Here is an 18,772-nt window from a genome sequence, read left to right as displayed (position 1 = left end):
GGCACGAGAAAGCAGTTAGAGTAGCGGCGCTGCCGTAGCTATGCCTGGAGAAAACAAAGCATGTCTGGGAACGATCGCGAACCTATTGGGCGCAAAGGAAAAGCGCCAAAGCCGCCGCGTAACGTTACGCGCCGGGGTCGCCGCAGGGAGCCTGAAGATGATATCGATCAGGACGATTTTGACGAAGATGATGAGGAGAGTGCGCCGGTGCCACCCAAAGGTAAAGGAAAACGACCCGCGCGTGGCAAACGCCGCTGGTTAGGCTGGTTGATTAAACTCTTCCTGGTGTTTGTCGTGGTGATGGCCGCCTGGGGCGTCTATCTCGATTCGGAAATCCGCAGCCGCATTGACGGTAAAGTGTGGCAGCTGCCAGCGGCCGTGTACGGGCGCATGGTCAGCCTCGAACCGGGCATGGCTTACGACAAGAAAGAGATGATTGCGCTGCTGGAAGGCACGCAGTATCGCGAAGTGTCGCGCATTACCCGTCCGGGTGAGTTCAGCGTGAAAGGCAACACCATCGACCTGCTGCGCCGTCCGTTTGATTTTCCGGACAGCAAAGAGGGCCAGATTAACGCGCGCCTCACCTTCAGCAACAACGAGCTGAGCGAGATTAAAAACCTCGATACCGGACGCGACTTTGGCTTCTTCCGCCTCGATCCGCGGCTGATCACCATGTTGCAGTCGCCAAACGGCGAGCAGCGTCTGTTTGTACCGCGCGCCGGGTTCCCGGATCTGCTGGTCGATACGCTGATCGCCACCGAAGACCGCCACTTCTATGAGCATGACGGCATCAGCCCGTACTCGATTGGTCGCGCCTTCCTCGCCAATATCACCGCCGGTAAAGCGGTGCAGGGCGGCAGTACGCTGACGCAGCAGCTGGTGAAAAACCTGTTCCTCACCAACGAACGCTCGCTGTGGCGTAAAGCGCGTGAAGCCTATATGGCGGTGATCATGGATGCGCGCTACAGCAAAGATCGCATTCTTGAGCTCTACCTGAATGAGGTGTATCTCGGCCAGGCGGGCAACGACCAAATCCGCGGTTTCCCGCTGGCCAGCCTGTACTACTTTGGCCGCCCGGTGGACGAACTGAGCCTTGATCAGCAGGCGATGCTGGTCGGCATGGTCAAAGGTGCGTCGCTGTACAATCCGTGGCGTAATCCGCAGCTGGCGCTGGAGCGTCGTAACCTGGTGCTGCGTCTGCTGCAACAGCAGAAAGTGATCGATCAGGAGCTGTACGACATGCTGTCGGCGCGGCCGCTTGGCGTTCAGCCGAAAGGTGGGGTGATCACGCCGCAGCCGGCATTTATGCAGATGGTGCGTAATGAGCTGCAGGCGAAGCTGGGCGATAAGGTCAAAGACCTCTCCGGCGTGAAGATCTTCACCACGCTCGATCCGATTTCGCAGGATGCCGCGGAAAAAGCGGTTGAAGACGGCATTCCCACGCTGAAGAAACAGCGCGGGCTGAAAGATCTGGAAACCGCGATGGTGGTGGTCGACCGCTTCAGTGGTGAAGTGCGCGCCATGGTCGGCGGTGCCGATCCGCAGTTTGCCGGCTATAACCGCGCGCTGCAGGCGCGTCGCTCGATTGGCTCACTGGCAAAACCGGCGACCTATCTGACCGCCCTCAGCCAGCCAAACAGCTATCGCCTGAACAGCTGGATCGCCGACGAGCCGATTGCGCTGAAACAGCCAAACGGTTCGGTGTGGAAGCCGATGAACGACGATCGTCGCTTCAGCGGTAAAGTGATGCTGGTGGATGCACTGACTAACTCGATGAACGTGCCAACCGTTAACCTCGGTATGACGCTGGGACTCGACGCGGTAGTGGATACCTGGACCAAACTGGGCGTGCCAAAAGATCAGCTGCATCCGGTACCGGCCATGCTGCTGGGGGCGCTTAACCTGACGCCGATTGAAGTGGCGCAGGCGTTCCAGTCAATTGCCAGCGGCGGTAACCGCGCTGCGCTGTCGGCGGTGCGCTCGGTGATCGCGGAAGATGGTACGGTGCTGTATCAGAGCTTCCCGCAGGCGCAGCGCGTTGAGCCGGCGCAGGCGGCGTATCTGACGCTGTATACCATGCAGCAGGTGGCCGATCACGGTACCGCGCGGGCGCTGGGCGCACGCTTCCCAGGCGCGCATCTGGCGGCGAAAACCGGTACCACCAATGACCTGATCGACAGCTGGTTTGCCGGTATTGATGGCAAAGAAGTGGCGATCACCTGGGTTGGCCGCGACAACAACCAGACCTCGAAGCTGTACGGTGCCAGCGGTGCGATGCAGATCTATCGTCGCTACCTCGACAACCAGGCGCCGATGCCACTGGTCCTGACGCCACCGGAAGATATCACTCAGATGAATATCGATTCGGCCGGTAACTTTGTCTGCGGCAGCGGCAGCAGCACCTGGCGTTCGCTGCCGGTGTGGGCGCTGGATCCGAACGCGCTGTGCCAGCAGCAACAGCAGCAGATTCAGCAGCAGCAACAGCAAGAGCAGCAACAGCAACAGCAACAGCAGCAACAGCAACAGCCGCAGGGCGAGCAGAAAGACTCTGACGGCGTCGCGGGCTGGATTAAAGATATGTTTGGCAGTAAATAAGCCATCCGGCACTGCACCGGCTTTATACCTTCAGAGCCTGTGCAGTGCCGGCGTTTTACCACCACGTGGCGGTGCCAGATACATGGCGGCGCTCCAGCCTGAGTCTTGCATAAAAGCTGAATTTAACTCCCTCTGGCGCTGCGGCGCCTTTTTCTTTGCCCGCCATTTTTTTAGCCGCGATCATGGATATGTGCGATCCGCTGGCAAACTCACCGCCATCAGGCATTACATCTTGCGGTGCTTGCCGGGTTTCGCCTAAAATCCGTGCGTCTAATAATCATTCTCGTTTCCATTCGCCTGCATTGTTCTATTTTCATGAGATCCCACTATGAATGCGCGAAACACTTTTCCTTGTTCTCTGCGCGCGGTGACCACCCGTCGACCGCTCGCGTTATTGATTTCCCTGACTCTGGGCACCCTCAGCATGCAGGCGCTGGCCGAAGATACCGTGGTGGTGACGGCTGATGGCGGCAGCGGCGTCGCGCAGGAGAGCGCATGGGGACCGTCGCCGACCATCGCCGCTAAACACAGCGCGACCGGCACCAAAACCGATACGCCAATCGAGAAGAATCCGCAGTCGGTGTCGGTGGTGACGCAGGAAGAGATGTCAATGCATGCGGTGACCAGCGTCAAAGGTGCGTTCAATTACACGCCAGGCGTGCTGACCGGTAACCGCGGCAGCTCGGACGTTATCGACGCGCTGTCGATTCGCGGCTTCAGCGAAACCAACACCAATCAGTATCTCGATGGCCTGAAGCTACAGGGTGACAACTACTCCGAATTCGCTATCGATCCTTACTTCCTTGAGCGCGCGGAGCTGCTGCGCGGCCCGGTGTCGGTGCTGTACGGTAAGAGCAACCCGGGCGGTGTGGTGTCACTGGTGAGCAAGCGGCCGACCCAGGAGACGCTGCGTGAAGTCCAGTTCCAGATGGGCACCGACAACCTGTTCTCCACCGGCTTCGATTTTGGCGGCTCACTGGATGATGACGGTGTTTACAGCTATCGCCTGACCGGCCTGGCGCGCAGCGCCGATGCGCAACAGGAGATGAACAAAGAGAAGCGCTATACCCTTGCGCCTTCGTTCAGCTGGCGTCCCGATGCCAATACCCGCTTTGACCTGCTGACCTACTTCCAGAACGAACCGGAAACCGGCTATTACGGCTGGCTGCCGCGCGAAGGCACTGTGGTGGGCATCACCCGGCCGGACGGCAGCAGCTATAAGCTGCCCACCAATTTTGATGAAGGCGAAGACAGCAATAAGATCTCGCGCAACACCAAAATGGTTGGCTACAACTTTGAGCACAGCTTTAACGATACCTGGACGGTGCGCCAGAATCTGCGCTATGCCGAAATGCAGACCGATTATCGCAGTATTTATGGCCGAACTTTTAATCCAGCAACGCTGGAAATCAATAGGATGTATGCTGGTTCGAAAGAGAAACTTAACCAGTTTGCTGTTGATACTCAGGCGCAGGCAAAATTTGCCACTGGCGCTGTTGAACATACTGTTTTAGTAGGTGTTGATTACCAGCGTACCCGAAATGATATTGATGCAATATTTACGGGCGCAACGCCAATAAGCATAGTCAATCCACAGTACGGTAACGATAGTCTGGTTGGTGCACCTTACTTATATCAATATCTGAATAAACAGGAACAGACTGGCTTATACACGCAGGATCAAATGGAGTGGAATAGGTGGGTCCTGACGCTGGGAGGCCGCTATGACTACGCAATGACATCAGCGTTAAATCGTAACGGTGATGTCGAGGATAAGAATCACGATCAGGCATTTACCTGGCGTGGTGGTCTGAACTATGTGTTTGATAATGGTATTGCACCTTATTTCAGTTACAGCGAGTCCTTTATTCCAACGTCCGGAACGACCTCAACCGGTAAGGCTTTCGATCCTTCCCGCGCTAAGCAGTATGAAGCTGGCGTAAAATACGTACCTAAAGATCGGCCAATTGTCATTACTGCTTCGGTTTATCAAATCACCAAGGATAAGAATTTAACTGTCGATCCGTCTAATTCGTCATTTAGCGTGCAGAGCGGTGAAATTCGATCGCGTGGTATTGAATTCGAAGCGAAAGCGGCGGTCAACGCGAATGTTAATGTGACAGCTGCATATGCGTACACAGATGCAGAATATACGCATGATACGACTTTAAAAGGCAGAACACCGGTTCAGGTGCCGAAGCATATGGCATCGCTTTGGACAGATTATACCTTCCATGAAACGGCGCTGTCTGGATTTACCATCGGTGCTGGTGTTCGCTATACCGGTGAAAGCAAAGGATTGTATGAAGAGTCAATCCAGAACGGAGCGAAATCCAACCAGAACTTTGACGTCGCCGCCTACACCACTGTAGATGCCGCACTGAAATATGATCTGGGCCGCTTCGGCTTGCCGGGCTCAACCGTCGGCGTCAACATCAACAACCTGTTCGATCGCGAATACGTTGCCAGCTGCTACCGCGACTACGCCTGCTACTGGGGCGCAGAGCGCCAGATCGTCGGTACCGCCACCTTCCGCTTCTGATACTGAACACAGGGCGCTGTGGCGCCCGTTAACCAGGGATTATCATGCAGCATCCGCACCACGCAGAAACCACCTTTTCACTGGAAAACGTCAGCTTCCGTGTGCCCGGCCGCACGCTGCTGCATCCGCTGTCGCTGACTTTCGCTCCGGGCAAAGTCACCGCGCTGATCGGGCATAACGGTTCCGGTAAATCCACGCTGCTGAAGATGCTCGGCCGTCACCATGCCGCCAGCGAAGGGCGCGTGATGCTCAACGGTGAGGCGGTTGATACCTGGAGCAGTAAAGCTTTTGCACGACAGGTGGCCTATCTGCCGCAGCAGCTGCCTGCGGCGGAGGGCATGACGGTGCGCGAGCTGGTGGCGATTGGGCGCTATCCGTGGCACGGTGCGCTGGGGCGCTACGGCCAGGAAGATCGCGATCGGGTAGACGAGGCGATTGCGCTGGTTGGACTGAAACCCTTCGCCGGGCGGCTGGTGGACAGCCTGTCCGGCGGCGAGCGGCAGCGTGCGTGGCTGGCGATGCTGGTGGCGCAGAACAGCCGCTGTCTGCTGCTGGATGAACCCACCTCGGCGCTGGATATCGCCCATCAGGTTGATGTGCTGGCGCTGATTCAGCGCCTCAGCCACGAACGCGGCCTGACGGTGATAGCGGTACTGCACGATCTCAACATGGCGGCTCGCTACTGTGACCAGCTGGTGGCGCTGCGCGCGGGCGAAGTGATCGCCGAAGGCGGACCGGAAGCGATTATGCAGGCCGGGGTGCTGGGTGATATTTATGGCATTCCGATGGGCATTCTGCCGCATCCGCAGGGCGGCGCGCCCGTCAGTTTTGTCTACTGAGGCCTTGTGATGTTCGACATTTCCCGTCGCCGTCTGCTGACCGCGCTGGCGCTCTCACCGCTGATGAACCTTGCACCGCTGCGCGCCGCGCCGCCGGACAGCCAGCGCATCCTGGCGCTGGAGTGGCTGCCGGTGGAGTTGCTGATGGCGCTCGGCGTCGCCCCGCTCGGCGTGGCCGATCTGCACAACTACGCCATCTGGGTGGGTGACCCGGTCTTGCCGGCCGGCACTCTCGATCTCGGCTTACGCACCGAACCCAATCTGGAACTGATGACCCAGCTGGCACCGTCGCTGATCCTGCACTCCAACGGTTACGGCCCGGCGGTCGATAAGCTGGAGCGCATTGCGCCGACAATGGGCTTTGACCTCAACAGCGGCGATGGCAAACCGTTCACCACTGCGCGCACATCGCTGCATGCGCTGGGTGCCCGGCTTGGCCTTGAAGCGCAGGCACAGGCCCATTTGCACTGGGTGGATGGTGAAGTGGCTGCCGCGCGTGAGCGGTTACGTCCGTGGGCGCAGCGTCCGCTGCTGCTGATGTCGCTGATGGATCCGCGTCACGCCATTACCTTCGGTAAAGGCAGCCTGTTCCTCGAAGTGATGGAGCAGCTTGGCCTGCGCAATGCCTGGCAGGGCGAAACCAACTTCTGGGGCAGTGCGGTGGTCGGGCTGGAGCGGCTGGCGGAGGTCGGTGACGTTGAGGTGATCTGCTTCGATCACGATAACGAACGCGATATGCAGCAGGTGACGCAAAGCGCACTGTGGCAGGCGCTGCCGTTTGTCCGTTCCGGCCGTTTCCGGCGGGTGCCGGCGGTGTGGTACTACGGCGCCACTTACTCAGCCATCAAATTTATTCGCGTGCTGGAACGCGCGCTGGAGTCGCACTGATGCGCAACCGTCTGTTTCCCGTCGCGCTGCTCAGCGTGCTCAGTTTACTGGCGCTGGCGCTCACGTTTATCAACCTGCGCCAGGCGCTGCCGCTGGCGCAGTGGCAGCAGGCGATGTTTGCGCCGGATATCGATAACATCCGTCAGGTGGTGTTCCACTACAGCCTGCTGTCGCGGCTGGCGCTGGCGCTGCTGGTCGGGGCCGGACTTGGCCTCGCGGGCCTGCTGTTCCAGCAGGTGCTGCGCAATCCGCTGGCGGAGCCGACCACGCTGGGCATCTCTTCCGGCGCGCAGCTTGGCCTGACCGTCGCCACCCTGTGGCAGCTGCCGGGCGGGGAGCTGACGCAGCAGTTTGCCGCAATGGGCGGGGCGGTGCTGGTCGGCGTGCTGGTGTTTGGCATCGCCTGGGGCAAGCGTCTGTCGCCGGTGACGCTGATCCTGGCCGGTCTGGTACTGAGCCTGTATGCCGGCGCGGTTAATCAAATCTTTGCCATCTTCAATCACGATCAGCTGCAAAACATGTTTCTGTGGAGCACCGGCGCGCTGAACCAGCTCGACGGCCGCAACGTGGCGCTGCTGTGGCCGCGCCTGCTGCTGGCGTTCGCACTGGCGCTGGCGCTGTTGCGTCCGCTGACGTTGATGGGGCTGGATGATGGCGTGGCAAAAAACCTCGGTCTGGCGCTGTCGGCGGCGCGCATTGCCGCGCTGGCGCTGGCGATCCTGCTCAGTGCGCAGCTGGTTAACGTCGCCGGCATCATCGGCTTTATCGGGCTGTTCGCGCCGCTGCTGGCGAAGATGCTGGGGGCGCGTCGTCTGCTTAGCCGCTTGCTGCTGGCGCCGCTGATTGGCGCACTGCTGCTGTGGCTGGCCGATCAGTGCGTGCTGTGGCTGACCGCGCACTGGCGTGAAGTGTCAACCGGAACGGCTACCGCGCTGATTGGCGTGCCGATTCTGCTGTGGCTGCTGCCGCGTCTGCGCACGGGCTCGCTGCCGCCGGCGATGAATGCCGGCGACACAGTGCCGCAGGAGCGGCAGGCCGTGCTGCGCTGGTGCCTGGCGGGCGTGATGATTCTGGCGCTGTGCAGTCTGGCAGGCATTGCGTTTGGACGCGACGCACACGGCTGGACGTGGGTCAGCGGCGATATGCTGCAACAGCTGCTGCCGTGGCGCGTGCCGCGCGTGCTGGCGGCGTTGGTGGTCGGCACGATGCTGGGCGTCGCCGGGGTGCTGATTCAGCGCCTGACCGGTAATCCAATGGCCAGTCCGGAAGTGCTGGGCATCAGCTCCGGAGCGGCCTGCGGGGTGGTGGTTATGCTGTTCTTTGTGCCCGGCAACGCGGTCGCCTGGCTGCTGCCTGCCGGCGTGCTGGGCGCCGCGCTGACGCTGCTGGTGATTATGCTGGTGGCCAGCCGCGGCGGTTTTGCACCGGAACGCATGCTGCTGGCCGGAATGGCGCTGAACAGTGCGTTCGTCACGTTACTGATGGTGTTGCTGGCGAGCGGCGATCCGCGCATGGCCGGGCTGCTGAGCTGGATTTCCGGCTCGACGTACAACATCTCAATGACGCAGGCGCTGCAGAGTGCTGTCGTGGGCATGATACTGGTGGCGCTGGCACCGCTGGCCAGCCGCTGGCTGACGCTGCTGCCGCTCGGCAGTGCCACGGCGCGCTCAGCCGGCATGGCGCTGAACCGATCGCGCTTCGGCCTGCTGTTGCTGGCGGCCGCGCTGACCGCCACCGCGACGCTCACTATCGGTCCGCTGAGTTTTATTGGCCTGATGGCGCCGCATATTGTGCGCATGCTCGGCTTCCGTCGCGCGCTGCCGCAATTGCTGATGGCTGGCCTGCTCGGCGGGGGCCTGCTGGTGTTCGCCGACTGGTGCGGCCGCATGCTGGCCTTCCCGGATCAAATCCCGGCAGGCCTGATGGCGACCTTCTTCGGCGCGCCGTATTTTATCTGGCTGCTAAGGCGCGCTTAGTGAAGCGGGGCGCTATGAATGGCGCCCCGGCAGGTTTACAGCTGCGCGAAGCAGCGGCGGGCGGCATCGACGGTGCGCTGAATATCTTCCTGGCTGTGCGCCAGTGACATAAAGCCGGCCTCATAGGCCGATGGCGCGAGGTAAACACCTTCCTGCAGCATCAGATGGAAGAAACGCTTAAAGCGCTCCACATCGCACTTTGTCACGTCGGCGTAGCAGGTCACGCTGTCGGCGTCGGTGAAGAAAATACCGAACATGCCACCGACGTGGTTCACCACCAGCGGGATATTTTCCGCCTCTGCCGCCGCCAGCAGGCCAGCACACAGCTGGTCGGTGAGTGCGGTTAAGGTCGCATGGGTGCCAGGCTGCGCAATCTGCGACAGGCAGGCAAAACCGGCGGCCATGGCAATCGGGTTGCCGGACAGCGTGCCCGCCTGATAAACCGGGCCGGTGGGGGCCAGCGCGGCCATCACTTCGCGGCGGCCGCCAAAGGCACCAACCGGCATACCGCCGCCGATGATCTTGCCGAGGCAGGTCAGGTCTGGCGTAACGTCGTAATAAGCCTGGGCACCGCCCAGCGCCACGCGGAAGCCGGTCATCACTTCATCAATAATCAGCAGCGCGCCAAACTCATCACACAGCGCACGCAGGCCCGGCAGGAATTCCGGCTGCGGCGGGATGCAGTTCATGTTGCCTGCCACCGGTTCGACGATGATACAGGCGATCTCTTGCGGATACTGCTCAAACGCCGCGCGCACCGAGTCGAGATCGTTATAGGTGCAGGTCAGGGTGTGACGGGCGAAATCCGCCGGCACGCCCGGCGAGTTGGGCTGGCCGAGGGTCAGCGCACCGGAACCGGCTTTCACCAGCAGGCAGTCAGCGTGGCCGTGGTAGCAGCCCTCAAATTTGATGATTTTGTCACGCTGGGTGAAACCGCGCGCCAGGCGGATGGCGCTCATGGTGGCTTCGGTGCCGGAGTTAACCATACGCACCATGTCCATGCTCGGCACCAGCTCGCACACCAGCTCGGCCATCTTCACTTCCATCTCGGTCGGCGCGCCAAAACTCAGGCCGCGCGCGGCGGCTTCGATCACCGCATTGCGTATGGTGGCGTTATTGTGGCCCAGCACCATCGGTCCCCAGGAGCCGACGTAATCAATATAGGCTTTGCCATCGGCATCATACAGATAGGCACCGTCGGCGCGTTCGATGAACAGCGGCACGCCGCCCACACCGGTAAAGGCACGCACCGGGGAGTTCACGCCGCCCGGGATCAGGCGTTGTGCTTCGGCATACAGGTTTTCTGACTTACTCATGGTTCGGCTCCTGCTGTTCTGGAAAAAATCTGGCGCCATTCTACGGAAGAGCGGCCGGTGAAGAAAGGCGCGCGGCCGCTTGCGCCTGCGACATTGCTATACTTTATGCCATAACTGGCGGCACACAGTGTCAAGGGCGCTACTTGATTGCACTGGACGGCTGGCAGATAATAGCGAAATTGAGGTCGTTTTCTGACCTGGACGTTTACCCGGAGTAAAAGATGAGTGACGACGTAGCCGCGCTGCCTCTGCAGTTCACCGATGCAGCAGCGAAAAAAGTAAAAAACCTGATTGCGGATGAAGAGAATCCGGCGCTGAAACTGCGCGTATATATCACCGGCGGGGGCTGCAGTGGCTTCCAGTATGGTTTTACTTTTGACGATCAAATGAATGACGGCGACATGACCATCGAGAAGCAGGGTGTGGCGCTGGTAGTTGACCCGATGAGCCTGCAGTATCTGGTGGGTGGATCGGTTGACTACACCGAAGGTCTGGAAGGTTCCCGCTTTATCGTGACCAATCCCAACGCCAAAACCACCTGCGGCTGCGGCTCCTCTTTCAGCATCTGATGCTGGGCTGGCTGCCGTTCTGGCAGCCATGATTTACCACTCAATTGTCACTAAGCGAGCCGTTTCACGGCGCAACGCATCGCGGTTCAGTACGCTTTGTGTCACGCGCGGCTGCGCGCTGAAATGCCGGCCGCAGTCAACAGACGGCAGCGTCTGCTCACTCGGGCGTGAGATATCGCAGCGGGAGAAGATCGTCAGCGAGACGGCGATAGAGCCCGTGGTGGTTGCCGCACCGATCGGTGCAGCCACGATCAGCCCTATGGCCAGCAGCAGCGCTCTGGTCATGGTGAAATCCTGGTGATGTCAAAAGTGCGCTACGCGCTAAAAGGGCACAGAGCATACGTGGCCGCTGTGCCTTGTTATTTGATTTTCGACATGAATCGTCGAATCTTTAGTCTGGTAATGCTTTATTTTTCGTCGGATGTAAAGCTTCGCATAATTGTTTTGCTGCCAGCAGCAGGCGCGGACCCGGCCGGCTCAGCCAGTCATCGTTAAGCGCAATCACCGGTACGTTAAGCTGCGGCTGCCAGAAGCGCGCGACGCTGGCGGCGCGGCTGGCATCACCGCCAGTGACAATCGCCTGCGGGTGCCGCGTCAGCACCTGTTCCCGGCTCACCTGAGGCCAGCTTACGCTGCTGTCAGCAAAGATATTGCGACCGCCGCACAGGGTGATAACCTCATTCTGCAGCGTGCTGCGCGCGGCGGTAAACAGCGGCTGCTGGCCAAACTGCAAAAACAGCGGCACCGGCGTTTGCTGCTGATAGCGCTGACGCAGCGTCTGCAGCTGCTGGTGTAACGCCTGTGCGGCCGCTGTGGCCCGCTGGGGCTGTGGGCTCCAGCGCTGCAGCGCCGCCAGCGCGTTAATCATCTGATCGAGTGATTGCGGATCGATCCATTCCACATGGATGCCCAGACGCTGCAGCTGCTCCACCTGGCGCAGCGGATTGCCGCCGCGCCAGGCCAGCACCACATCCGGTCTGAGCTGCACAATGCGTTCAACGCGAATGCCCTGCCAGTTCGCCACCTGCTCCAGCTGGCGAGCAGCGGCGGGATAGTCTGACCAGGCGCTCACCGCCACCGGCGTGATGCCGGCGGCAAACGCCAGTTCGGTGAGATGCGGCGACAGGGTAATGACGCGCGGTGCGGCCAGCAGACTGTGGCACAGCAGCCACAGCCCGAGCAGCAGATATTTAGCCACGCGCCAGCTGAGCCAGCAGGTTTTCCACCATCAGCGACGACTGTTTAGCCGCCACGCTGAGGAACTCTTCGAAACTCAGATGCGACGCTTTATCGGCCACGTCAGAAATAGCGCGTACCACCACGAACGGCACCTTAAACTGATGGCAAACGTGACCAATCGCCGTGGCTTCCATCTCTACCGCAATCGCCTGCGGGAAGGTGCTGCGGATACGCTCCAGCGGCGCGGCGCCATTGATAAAGGCGTCACCGCTGACCACCAGACCGCGCACCGCGTTGAGATCCAGCTGTTTGATCACCTGCTCTGCGGCGGCAATCAGCGCACTGTCCGCGACAAACGCCGCCGGGCAGCCCGCCATCTGACCAGGCTCATAGCCAAAAGCGGTGACATCGGCATCGTGATAACGCACTTCATCGGACACCACGATATCGCCCACCTGCAGGGTTGGCGCCAGACCCCCTGCGGAACCGGTGTTGATCACCAGATCCGGTTTGCACAGCTCCAGCAGCAGCGTGGTACCGAGCGCCGCCGCGGTTTTGCCGATGCCCGATTTCAGCAGAGCCACCTCAACGCCGTTGAGCGTACCGGTGTAAATTTCGCAGCCGGCCAGCGTCAGCGTCTGACGGTTTTCAATTTTGTCACGCAGCAGTGTGACTTCCTGCTCCATCGCGCCAATAATGCCTGCTTTCATAAAGAATCTCGCTGTAGTTATGGATGTATAAGGCTAAAGTGAGGCATAGTCTAACATGGCTCAATGGGGATCAATTCAGGAAAAAATAAGGGGTAACAATGGCGACGATCAATTTCAGGAAGAAGATCAGTTTCACCCGCCCTTATACCAGTCGCAAAGATCCCGAAGGCGAATACTTTATTACCCGCCACTTTGAAAGCGATCGTGGACGCATTATTAATTCTGCCGCGATTCGCCGTCTGCAACAAAAAACCCAGGTGTTTCCGCTGGAGCGGAATGCGGCCGTGCGCTCGCGCCTGACCCATTCGCTTGAGGTGCAGCAAACCGGGCGTTACATCACCAAAGAGATTCTGCATACGCTGAAAACCCAGGGCGGCGGGCTGGCGGCTTACGGCCTCGATGGCTTTGAAGGCGCGGTCGAGAGCCTGGTGGAGATGGCCTGCCTGCTGCACGACGTCGGCAACCCGCCGTTTGGCCATTTTGGTGAAGCGGCGATCAATGACTGGTTTGATGACAACCTGCCGGCCGAACTGGTGGATCCGCTGGTGGCGGGCGTGGCGGATGACGCGCAGCGTGCCGATTTCGACCGGTTAAATGCAATGATTCGTCAGGATTTGTGCCATTTCGAAGGGAATGCGCAGGCCATTCGTCTGGTACATACCCTGCTGCAGCTAAATCTTAGCTATGCGCAGGTGGCGTGTATTTTAAAATACACCGCGCCGGCGTGGTGGCAGGGCGATAAGCCGGCGGAGTTCAGCGTGTTAATGAAAAAGCCGGGTTTCTATTTATCCGAGCGTGAATATGTGGCCGATCTCCGCGCGGCAACGGATATACCTGAGCACCACCGTTATCCGCTGACCTGGATAATGGAAGCGGCTGACGATATCTCCTATTGTATTGCCGACCTTGATGACGCCGTTGAAAAAGACATCTTCACCGTCGATACGCTCTATCATTCTTTGCTCAACGCCTGGGGTCCGGTGAAACCCGGCGACGCGTTCAGCCGCACCATTAATGAAGCGTGGAAAGAGGCCAATCAGAAAAAGCGTCGCAGTATTAGCGATCAATTTTTCATGTCGCTGCGGGTTAACGTCCAGAGTGTACTGGTCAGCCATGCGGTGCGCCGCTTTGTTGATAATTTACCTGCCATTTTTGCCGGCAGCTTTAACCATGCGCTGCTGGAAGATGACGGTGATGAAGGGCGTCTGTTAAAATTATTTAAAACTGTGGCGCGCCAGCAGGTGTTTAATCACCCTGAAGTTGAGCAGCTGGAATTACAGGGTTATCGGGTCATTAAAGGATTACTGGAAATTTATCAGTCGCTGATGCAGCTCGATTATGAACAGTTTACCACGTTAATGAATGAGGATTTTCTCGCGAAACATCCGATCGAAACCCGACTGTTTCATAAACTTTCCGGTAAACATCGTAAAGCTTATCAGCAACAGATGCGTAACCTGGTGGTGCAGCATAAATATCAGCGATTGTTATGGGAACGTTATTATCGCTCGCGGCTGATTCAGGACTATATCAGCGGGATGACGGACAATTACGCCTGGGATGAGTATCGTCGGTTGATGGCGGTGGAATAAGCGCAGTTTTGTAAAGACGAAGAATAAATTTTTACCTTTGCCCAATACTTTATCAGGAACTTCGCGCTAAAAACTTAATCTCATCATCACGACCACAGCAATGGTCTGCACGTTAATTTCAGAGAGACACAGACGAATGAAAAAAAGCACATTAATGTTAAGTGCGCTGGCGCTTAGTCTGGGCATGGCGTTAAGCCCTGTCAGTGTTTTCGCGGCGGAGACAGCGTCTTCCTCCAGTCAGCAATTGCCCAGCCTGGCACCCATGCTGGAAAAAGTGATGCCTTCCGTGGTCAGTATCAGCGTGGAAGGCAGCACCACGGTGAAAACCCCGCGCATGCCGCAGCAGTTCCAGCAATTCTTTGGCGATAATTCCCCGTTCTGTCAGGACGGATCGCCGTTCCAGGGTTCACCCATGTGCCAGGGCGGCGGCGGTGACGGTAGCGACGATGGCGCCAACGCGCAGAAGCAGCAGTTCCGCGCGCTGGGTTCTGGGGTAATCATCAACGCCGACAAAGGCTATGTGGTTACCAACAACCACGTGGTAGATAACGCCACCAAAATTCAGGTACAGCTGAGCGATGGCCGTCGCTACGATGCTAAGGTCATCGGCAAAGATCCGCAGTCTGACATCGCGCTGATCCAGCTGCAGGATGCGAAAAACCTGACGGCAATTAAGATCGCAGACTCCGACAATCTGCGCGTCGGTGATTACACCGTGGCCATCGGTAACCCGTACGGCCTGGGCGAAACGGTCACGTCCGGCATCGTCTCGGCGCTGGGGCGCAGCGGCCTTAACGTCGAAAATTACGAAAACTTTATCCAGACCGATGCCGCCATCAACCGCGGCAACTCCGGCGGTGCGCTGGTTAACCTGAACGGCGAGCTGATCGGTATTAACACCGCGATCCTCGCACCGGACGGTGGCAACATCGGTATCGGCTTTGCCATCCCGAGTTCCATGGTGAAAAACCTGACCGCGCAGATGGTGGAGTATGGCCAGGTGAAACGCGGCGAGCTGGGCATTATGGGCACCGAGCTCAACTCCGAGCTGGCTAAAGCGATGAAAGTGGATGCGCAGCGCGGCGCCTTTGTCAGCCAGGTGCTGCCAAACTCCGCGGCGGCGAAAGCCGGCGTGAAAGCGGGCGATGTGGTGGTCTCTATGAACGGTAAAGCGCTGACCAGCTTTGCGGCGCTGCGTGCGGAAGTCGGCTCGCTGCCGGTCGGCACCAAACTGCAGCTGGGCCTGCTGCGCGACGGCAAACCGCTCAACGTGACGGTTGAGCTGCAGCAGAGCTCACAGGATAAAGTGCAGTCCGCGACGATTTACACCGGCATTGAAGGCGCCGATCTCAGCAACGTCGACAGCAACGGCCAGAAGGGCGTGCGCGTTGACAGCGTGAAAGCCGGCAGCGCAGCGGCACGTATCGGCCTGAAGAAAGGCGATGTGATCCTCGGTGTGAACCAGCAGGCGGTAAGCAACCTTGGCGAGCTGCGTAAAATCCTCGACACCAAACCGTCGGTGCTGGCGCTCAACGTCAAGCGCGGCGACAGCAGCCTCTATCTGCTGATGCAGTAATCCTTGTATTGGTCTCTCAGGCGAGCTTCGGCTCGCCTTTTTTATTGCCTGTATGCTGCTGCGCCCCAGTCATCTGTGCCTTCCCAGTGTGACCGCTGCCGCAATTCCGGTAATCGCCCTGCGGCTATGTGCAGTTGCACAATGCCAGGGGCAATCGGGATGCGTATTCTGTCGGTTCGTCCCGAATTCTGGAGTGTTTGATGGCCACCTATCATCTTGATGCGCGACTGGCTCAGGATATCGTTGCCCGCACCATGAAAATTATCGATAGCAATGTCAATGTGATGGATGCGCGCGGCCGCATTATTGGCAGTGGCGATCGCGAGCGTATTGGCGAATTGCACGAGGGCGCGCTGCTGGTGCTGTCACAGGGCAGGGTGGTTGATATTGACGAAGCGGTGGCTAAACACCTGCACGGCGTGCGGCCGGGCATCAATTTACCGCTGCGCATTGACGGCGACATCGTCGGCGTGATTGGCCTCACCGGCCAGCCCAGCACGTTACGCCATTACGGCGAGCTGGTGTGCATGACGGCAGAGATGATGCTGGAACAGGCGCGCCTGCTGCATATGCTGGCGCAGGACAGCCGCCTGCGTGAGGAGCTGGTGCTGAACCTGATCCGCAGCGATACGCTGTCGCCAGCGCTGAACGAATGGGCGCAGCGACTGGGCATCGATCTCAATCAGCCGCGCGTGGTGGCGGTGGTGGAAGTGGACAGCGGACAGCTGGGGGTCGATAGCGCGATGTCGGAGCTGCAGCAATTACAGACGCTGCTGACCACGCCCGATCGCGACAACCTGATCGCCATTGTTTCGCTCACCGAAATGGTGGTGCTGAAGCCAGCGCTGAATGCCCATGGCCGTTACGATCAGGACGATCATCGCCGCCGCGTCGATCAATTGCTGCAGCGCATGAAAGAGAGCGGTCAGGTGCGGATGCGCATCGCGCTCGGCAATTTCTTTACCGGGCCCGGCAGCATTGCGCGCTCTTATCGCACCGCCCGCACCACCATGATGGTGGGCAAACAGCGCATGCCGCAGCAGCGGAGCTTCTTCTATCAGGATCTGGTGCTGCCTGTACTCCTGGATAGCCTGCGCGGCGGCTGGCAGGCCAGCGAGCTGGCACGTCCGCTGGCAAAGCTGAAAAGTATGGACAATAACGGTTTGCTGCGGCGCACGCTGGTTGCGTGGTTCAGTCATAACGTGCAGCCGAGCGCCACAGCGCGTGCGCTGTTTATTCATCGTAATACGCTGGAGTACCGCCTGAACCGCATCTCGGAACTGACCGGCCTCAACCTGGCGAACTTTGACGATCGGCTGCTGCTGTATGTGGCGCTGCAGCTTGATGAGCAGGCATAAAAAAGGCCAGCAATGGCTGGCCTGAGAAGTGGCGGGAATTAGCGACCGTTGCGGGTCAGCTGATCGAGATCGGATTCGATTTCCGCGATTTTGTTCGACACCACGTTCTCCAGATGGCGCAGATCGGCGAGGATTTTGCGCTTCAGATCCACTTCTACCTGATCGCGCTGGCAGATCTGATCCAGTTCGTCGATCACGTAACGCAGATTAGGGCTGATTTCCTGAATCTCTTTATAACCCTGGGTGGTGTGATCGGCCACCACGGTTTTGCGCTGACGCGGGTATTTAAACTTCACGCTTTTGGCGAAGAACTCGCCCTTGTCTTTGCGGAAGTAGATTTTCAGGATGTCGTTGTTGGCTTCCTGACGCAGGCTGTAGCGGTCAATGTCTTCAGGATTGCTGATACCTAAGCTTTTCAGGTTGTCGTACATAGCGTTTATATTCCATCTGAGAGTGAGTGAGCGCGCAGGATTATCATCATCATTCGGCTGCGTAATAAGCGCAACGAACCGAACGCTTACGGCATACTTAATCAACTGTAGACACAAAAACCGGGATGAACAGTGCGCGACCGGAGTTAACTGGCGCGGATTATGACCTGTTTGAAAAACAAACGCACCTGTTAATTCGCGGCGCGAAACAGGTAATAGCGGCAGGAGTGTAAAGAAAAAATGACGGGCCTGAATACAGGCCCGTGGGCATAAAAATAGGCGGGAAGAAAAAACTTAATCGATGGTACGCAGCAGTTCGTTGATGCCGGTTTTTGCCAGCGTTTTCGCGTCGACTTTCTTCACGATTACCGCACAGTACAGGCTGTAGCTGCCATCTTTAGACGGCAGATTACCGGAAACCACCACCGAACCTGCCGGTACGCGACCGTAGTGCACTTCACCGGTCTCACGGTCATAAATTTTGGTGCTCTGGCCGATGTAAACGCCCATAGAGATCACTGAGCCTTCTTCGACGATCACGCCTTCAACGATCTCGGAACGGGCACCGATAAAGCAGTTATCTTCGATGATGGTTGGATTAGCCTGCAGTGGTTCCAGTACGCCGCCGATGCCGACGCCGCCGGACAGGTGCACGTTTTTACCAATCTGCGCACAGGAGCCGACGGTGGCCCAGGTGTCTACCATGGTGCCTTCATCGACATACGCACCGATGTTGACATAGGACGGCATCAGCACGGTATTGCGCGCAATGAATGCACCCTGACGCACTGCGGCCGGTGGCACCACACGGAAGCCGGCGCTTTTAAAGCGCGCTTCATCCCAGCCGGCAAATTTCATCGGCACTTTGTCGTAGAAGCGGGTTTCTGCCCCGTCGATCACCTGATTGTCGTTGATACGGAACGACAGCAGTACCGCTTTTTTCAGCCACTGATGCGTTACCCATTCGCCGTTGATCTTTTCTGACACGCGCAGTTCACCGCTGTCCAGCAGGCCAATCACCTGGTTGATCGCTTCACGGGTGGCGCTGTCTACGCTGGTCGGCGTAATGTCGGCGCGGCGTTCAAAGGCAGATTCGATAACGCTCTGTAACTGTTGCATATTTAATTCCTGAGTCTGTCATTGCGGATGCACGCCAGCTGGCGTGCAGAGTAAAATTATCGGGCAAACATCCTTCATGCTG

The 18,772-nt window shown here is 58.6% G+C and carries 15 protein-coding genes; 9 read left to right on the top strand and 6 right to left on the bottom strand.

Features of this window, described 5'->3' with window-relative positions:
- The first annotated feature begins 60 nt into the window (after nt 1-60).
- The 5 genes from mrcB (at nt 61) to fhuB (ending at nt 8,840) form a co-directional block, all read left to right on the top strand.
- Nucleotides 61-2,595 (top strand): bifunctional glycosyl transferase/transpeptidase, encoded by a 2,535-nt coding sequence (gene mrcB / locus AC6I8F_RS15505; RefSeq protein WP_150059262.1) that lies wholly within the window; start codon nt 61-63, stop codon nt 2,593-2,595.
- A 328-nt stretch (nt 2,596-2,923) separates the two neighbouring features.
- The gene (fhuA, locus tag AC6I8F_RS15500; RefSeq protein WP_222951267.1) at nt 2,924-5,137 is read left to right on the top strand and encodes a ferrichrome porin FhuA; all 2,214 of its coding nucleotides are present in this window, start codon (nt 2,924-2,926) and stop codon (nt 5,135-5,137) included.
- Nucleotides 5,138-5,181: 44 nt separating this feature from the next.
- Entirely contained in the window at nt 5,182-5,976 is a 795-nt protein-coding gene (fhuC, locus tag AC6I8F_RS15495) for a Fe3+-hydroxamate ABC transporter ATP-binding protein FhuC (RefSeq protein WP_058759520.1), read from the top strand.
- Between the two features lie 9 nt (nt 5,977-5,985).
- Complete coding sequence (gene fhuD / locus AC6I8F_RS15490; RefSeq protein ID WP_150360716.1) at nt 5,986-6,864, top strand: Fe(3+)-hydroxamate ABC transporter substrate-binding protein FhuD; 879 nt, start codon at nt 5,986-5,988, stop codon at nt 6,862-6,864.
- Nucleotides 6,864-8,840 (top strand): Fe(3+)-hydroxamate ABC transporter permease FhuB, encoded by a 1,977-nt coding sequence (gene fhuB / locus AC6I8F_RS15485; protein ID WP_288423375.1) that lies wholly within the window; start codon nt 6,864-6,866, stop codon nt 8,838-8,840. Before fhuD ends, fhuB begins: the two co-directional genes overlap by 1 nt.
- Nucleotides 8,841-8,875: 35 nt before the next feature.
- On the opposite strand, the gene hemL is transcribed toward fhuB, so the two are convergent.
- Nucleotides 8,876-10,156, bottom strand: a complete 1,281-nt coding sequence (gene hemL, locus AC6I8F_RS15480) for a glutamate-1-semialdehyde 2,1-aminomutase (protein ID WP_021507502.1) — start codon at nt 10,154-10,156, stop codon at nt 8,876-8,878.
- 221 nt (nt 10,157-10,377) lie between these two features.
- Between hemL and erpA the strand changes: the two genes are divergently transcribed.
- Nucleotides 10,378-10,725 carry an iron-sulfur cluster insertion protein ErpA gene (erpA, locus tag AC6I8F_RS15475; RefSeq protein WP_021507501.1) on the top strand — a complete coding sequence of 116 codons (348 nt, stop codon included), beginning with the start codon at nt 10,378-10,380 and terminating at the stop codon, nt 10,723-10,725.
- 33 nt (nt 10,726-10,758) lie between these two features.
- On the opposite strand, the gene AC6I8F_RS15470 is transcribed toward erpA, so the two are convergent.
- The 3 genes from AC6I8F_RS15470 to mtnN all read right to left on the bottom strand — a co-directional run bounded on the left by AC6I8F_RS15470 (nt 10,759) and on the right by mtnN (nt 12,614).
- Complete coding sequence (locus tag AC6I8F_RS15470) at nt 10,759-11,010, bottom strand: hypothetical protein (RefSeq protein ID WP_021507500.1); 252 nt, start codon at nt 11,008-11,010, stop codon at nt 10,759-10,761.
- Between the two features lie 106 nt (nt 11,011-11,116).
- Nucleotides 11,117-11,923: a vitamin B12 ABC transporter substrate-binding protein BtuF gene (gene btuF, locus AC6I8F_RS15465; protein WP_238561166.1), complete on the bottom strand. Its 807-nt coding sequence runs from the start codon at nt 11,921-11,923 to the stop codon at nt 11,117-11,119.
- Nucleotides 11,916-12,614 (bottom strand): 5'-methylthioadenosine/S-adenosylhomocysteine nucleosidase, encoded by a 699-nt coding sequence (mtnN, locus tag AC6I8F_RS15460; protein ID WP_021507498.1) that lies wholly within the window; start codon nt 12,612-12,614, stop codon nt 11,916-11,918. The genes btuF and mtnN overlap by 8 nt, the downstream gene beginning before the upstream one ends.
- Before the next feature lie 98 nt (nt 12,615-12,712).
- Between mtnN and dgt the strand changes: the two genes are divergently transcribed.
- The 3 genes from dgt to AC6I8F_RS15445 all read left to right on the top strand — a co-directional run bounded on the left by dgt (nt 12,713) and on the right by AC6I8F_RS15445 (nt 17,140).
- Entirely contained in the window at nt 12,713-14,206 is a 1,494-nt protein-coding gene (gene dgt, locus AC6I8F_RS15455; protein WP_058770587.1) for a dGTPase, read from the top strand.
- A 136-nt stretch (nt 14,207-14,342) separates the two neighbouring features.
- The gene (gene degP, locus AC6I8F_RS15450) at nt 14,343-15,782 is read left to right on the top strand and encodes a serine endoprotease DegP (protein ID WP_058759526.1); all 1,440 of its coding nucleotides are present in this window, start codon (nt 14,343-14,345) and stop codon (nt 15,780-15,782) included.
- A gap of 200 nt (nt 15,783-15,982) precedes the next feature.
- A complete protein-coding gene (locus AC6I8F_RS15445) occupies nt 15,983-17,140 on the top strand; it encodes a CdaR family transcriptional regulator (RefSeq protein ID WP_021507495.1) in 1,158 nt (385 codons plus the stop codon).
- 38 nt (nt 17,141-17,178) lie between these two features.
- Here AC6I8F_RS15445 and AC6I8F_RS15440 read toward each other — a convergent pair whose 3' ends face one another.
- Together AC6I8F_RS15440 and dapD are read right to left on the bottom strand one after the other, a co-directional pair.
- Nucleotides 17,179-17,571: a DUF3461 family protein gene (locus AC6I8F_RS15440; RefSeq protein ID WP_010616197.1), complete on the bottom strand. Its 393-nt coding sequence runs from the start codon at nt 17,569-17,571 to the stop codon at nt 17,179-17,181.
- A 294-nt stretch (nt 17,572-17,865) separates the two neighbouring features.
- Nucleotides 17,866-18,690: a 2,3,4,5-tetrahydropyridine-2,6-dicarboxylate N-succinyltransferase gene (gene dapD, locus AC6I8F_RS15435; protein WP_021507493.1), complete on the bottom strand. Its 825-nt coding sequence runs from the start codon at nt 18,688-18,690 to the stop codon at nt 17,866-17,868.
- Nucleotides 18,691-18,772 lie beyond the last annotated feature (82 nt).

This window comes from gamma proteobacterium symbiont of Axiagastus rosmarus, assembly GCF_059730925.1.
Note: the sequence above shows the minus strand (reverse complement) of the source record. Positions and strands in the feature narration are given on the sequence as shown.